The 3,870-nt window shown below is 38.4% G+C and carries 3 protein-coding genes; all 3 read left to right on the top strand.

The window, feature by feature from the left end; genetic code table 11:
• Positions 1-270 precede the first annotated feature (270 nt).
• The 3 genes from thsB (at position 271) to argF (ending at position 3,860) form a co-directional block, all read left to right on the top strand.
• Positions 271-1,896, top strand: coding sequence for a thermosome subunit beta (gene thsB, locus AOG55_RS04025; RefSeq protein WP_048100862.1), 1,626 nt, complete (start codon positions 271-273; stop codon positions 1,894-1,896).
• A 70-nt stretch (positions 1,897-1,966) separates the two neighbouring features.
• The gene (locus tag AOG55_RS04020) at positions 1,967-2,932 is read left to right on the top strand and encodes an NAD(P)/FAD-dependent oxidoreductase (RefSeq protein WP_052656650.1); all 966 of its coding nucleotides are present in this window, start codon (positions 1,967-1,969) and stop codon (positions 2,930-2,932) included.
• A 22-nt stretch (positions 2,933-2,954) separates the two neighbouring features.
• Positions 2,955-3,860 (top strand): ornithine carbamoyltransferase, encoded by a 906-nt coding sequence (gene argF, locus AOG55_RS04015; RefSeq protein WP_048100860.1) that lies wholly within the window; start codon positions 2,955-2,957, stop codon positions 3,858-3,860.
• The last annotated feature ends 10 nt before the right edge of the window (positions 3,861-3,870 follow it).

Below are 3,870 nucleotides of genomic sequence, written 5' to 3'. Positions count from 1 at the left end.
TAAATATACTTTCCATGTATTTATAAGAATTTCACTTTATTTTAAGCATTGCGTTTATAGAGAACATTTTAAAATTCTGAATGAATGCTTAGAATTAAACATGTGTATTTGCTTAATTTACAGCATTTCCTTTCTGAATGCATTCTAGCATTTAATTATCATGGATTTACATTTATTTTAACATATGATAATTTTAGTAAATGGAATTATAAATGTTTGATTAACAAAAAAGTTTATATTGAAGAACATATTTACGAATGTGATGGTATTATGATATCAGGTCAGACACCAATATTAATATTAAAGGAAGGTACAGAAAGGCAGCAGGGAAAAAATGCACAGAAGAATAATATAGAGGCCGCAAAGGCAATTGCCGATGCAGTAAGAACCACACTTGGTCCAAAAGGTATGGATAAGATGCTGGTGGATTCTATTGGTGATATAGTAATTTCTAATGACGGTGCAACAATATTGAAGGAAATGGATGTGGATCATCCAACAGCAAAAATGATAGTTGAGGCATCAAAATCACAGGATACTGCTGTTGGAGATGGCACAACAACAGTTGTTGTTCTCGCCGGAGAACTTTTAAAGCAGGCCGAAAGCCTTCTGGACCAGGGGGTTCATTCAACAATAATAGCCGATGGTTACCATCTTGCAGCTGTTGAGGCAAAAAAGGAGCTTGAAGACCTCTCACTTAAGGCAAACAATGATGAAACATTAAAGAAAATCGCAATAACAGCCCTTTCAGGTAAAAATACTGGGGTTTCATCTGACTTCCTTGCAGACCTTGTTGTAAAGGCAATAAACAGTGTTGCAGAGGAAAGGGATGGCAAAATAATGGTAGACACAGCAAATATTAAGGTCGATAAAAAAAGCGGTGGCAGTGCTGCAGACACACAGTTTATAAATGGAATAATAATAGACAAGGAGAAGGTTCATTCAAAAATGCCAGGAATTGTAAAGAATGCCAAAATAGCGCTAATAAATTCCGCTCTGGAAATAAAGAAAACAGAAATAGATGCAAAGGTTCAGATAACAGACCCATCAAAGATTCAGGACTTCCTTGACCAGGAGACTGACACAATGAAGGAGATGGCAGAGAAAATAAAGAAATCAGGGGCAAATGTTGTATTCTGCCAGAAGGGTATAGATGATACAGTGCAGTACTACCTTGCAAAGGATGGCATATACGCAGCAAGAAGGGTAAAGCAGAGTGATATGGAGAAACTTGCAAAGGCAACTGGAGCAAAAATGGTAACAAATCTTGATGATATCACAGAGGATGTCCTTGGAAAGGCAGAAACAGTGGAGGAGAGAAAAATAGGCGACGACAGGATGACATTTGTAACCGGCTGTGTCAATCCAAAGGCAGTAAGCATACTTATAAGGGGAGGCACAGAGCACGTTGTGGATGAAATTGAAAGGGCAATGAATGATGCCATAAGGGTTGTTGCCATCACCAAGGAGGATGGAAAATACCTGCCAGGTGGAGGGGCAATAGAGGCTGAGCTTGCAATGAAGCTTAGAAACTACTCCAACAGCGTTGGTGGCAGGGAGCAGCTTGCCATAGAGGCATTTGCAAAGGCCCTTGAGATAATACCAAGGACACTGGCTGAAAATGCAGGAATGGATCCAATAAACACATTAATATCATTAAAAGCTGAGCATGAAAAGGGCAACAAAACATTTGGAATTGATATGGACAACTCAAAAATAGACGACATGATAAAGCTTGGCGTATATGACACATTCAGGGTAAAGACACATGCAATTGAGAGTGCTGTTGAGGTTGCAACCATGATACTCAGAATAGATGATGTCATAGCCAGCAAGAAATCATCCGCACCATCAAACCCACAGGGCGGAATGGGCGGCGGAATGCCACAGTATTAATTTTTATTTTTCTTTTTTTGTCAAAGTTTTTATTGTATTTAGCTATTAATAATAAATTAAGGCGATTTTTATGATGCAGTTTAATGTTAGAAGCAATGAAAGGGATTACGAAACTGATTATGATGTCATCATAATTGGGGCAGGGGCTGCAGGTTACTCCGCAGGAATATACATAAAAAGATCTGGAATGAGCGTGGCCATACTTGAAAGAGAGGCTGTCCCAGGCGGTAACACCGCACTTTCACCACTTGTGGAAAACTATCTTGGTTTTAAGGCCATAGAGGGGTCAGATCTTGCAGAGGAGTTTAGAAAGCATTATTCAGAATATGGTAAGATAATAACAGAAATAGAGGTAAGGAATATCAAAAAGGAGGGAAATAACTTTGTAATTGAAACAAACAGGGAAACATTCACTGCAAGGGCAGTAATAGTTTCCACAGGAACAACGCACAGAAAAATGAACGTGCCAGGTGAGGAGGAATACTATGGTAAGGGTATTTCATACTGTTCAACCTGTGATGGATATCTTTTTAAGGGCAAGGATGTTGCTGTTATTGGTGGTGGAAATTCTGGAGCAATTTCTGCCCTTTATCTAAATGGCATAGCAAAAAATGTTTCAATAATAGCACATTCAAAGATTAAAAAATGTGAGGATGCATATATTAAAAGCCTGGACGAGAAAAAAATACCCTTTATACTGAATGCCGAAACAGAGGAGTTTTTGGGGGATGGAAAAAAACTGACAGGCCTTAGATATAAGGATCTGGTAACAGGTGATGAAAAAACTGTTAACCTCGATGGTGTTTTTATTTATATAGGTGTGATACCCCAGACATCATTCCTAAAAAATATAGGAGTTAAGCTTGACTCCCATGGATTTATAGTAACAGATGATAAATGCAGGACAAATGTTCCTGGAATATATGCGGCCGGTGATGTTATTGCTGGCAGTGAGGAACAGATTGCAACTGCTGTTGGTGATGGGTCCAGGGCAGCAATAACACTTTATACTGATAAAATGAACAAAAAATTTTAAATCTTTTTTATACTTACATGTTATGAAAAGGGATATATTATCTGTTATGGACATGAAGGATGATCTTGAGGATATTATTTTGTTATCAATAAAATTGAAAAGGGATAGGAGCATCAAATTTTCAGAGAAAAAAATTCTTGGCATGATTTTTGAAAAACCGAGCACAAGGACAAGAATATCCCTTGAATCTGCCATGGTGCAGCTTAATGGAACTGCAATATATCTAAGCCCAAAGGAGATGCATCTTGGTGATGGAGAGACAATAGAGGATACGGCGAGGGTTATGTCCAGATTTTTGGATATAATCTCTTACAGGGCATACAGTCATGATATGGTTGTTGAACTTGCCAGATATTCAAGGGTGCCTGTTTTAAATGCACTTGACAATCTGGAGCACCCCATGCAGATTGTTGCTGATTTTATGACAGTATATGAAAAGAAATCAAAGTTATCAGGATTGAAACTGGCATATATAGGTGATGGGAATAACATGGCAAATTCCCTGCTTCTTGGTGCATCCATACTTGGCATGGATATCTCAATAGCATGCCCAGAAAATCACGAACCTGATAAAGAAATAATAAGATCTGCAAGGGAGATGGCCTTAAAGACAGGTTCCAGAATTGAGATAGTAAGGGAGCCAAGAACGGCCATAGATTCGGCTGATATTGTATACACTGATGTATGGGTATCCATGGGCGAGGAATCGGAAAGGGCCGAGAGGGAAAAATTATTCAGGCCGTATCAGGTAAATTCAGAATTAACAGATTTTGCAGATAAAAATTTTATATTCATGCACTGCCTTCCAGCGCACAGGGGGCTTGAGGTAACAGATGATGTAATCGACGGCATACATAGCGTTGTATTTGATGAGGCAGAAAACAGGCTATACAGTGAAAAGGGAATTATATATAAGGTTCTTTCATAAATTATTTTTT

Origin of the sequence: Acidiplasma cupricumulans, assembly GCF_001402935.1 — an archaeon.
Lineage (GTDB): Archaea > Thermoplasmatota > Thermoplasmata > Thermoplasmatales > Thermoplasmataceae > Acidiplasma > Acidiplasma aeolicum.
The sequence above is the reverse complement of the archived record's forward strand: the minus strand, read 5'-3'. Positions and strand labels throughout refer to the sequence as shown.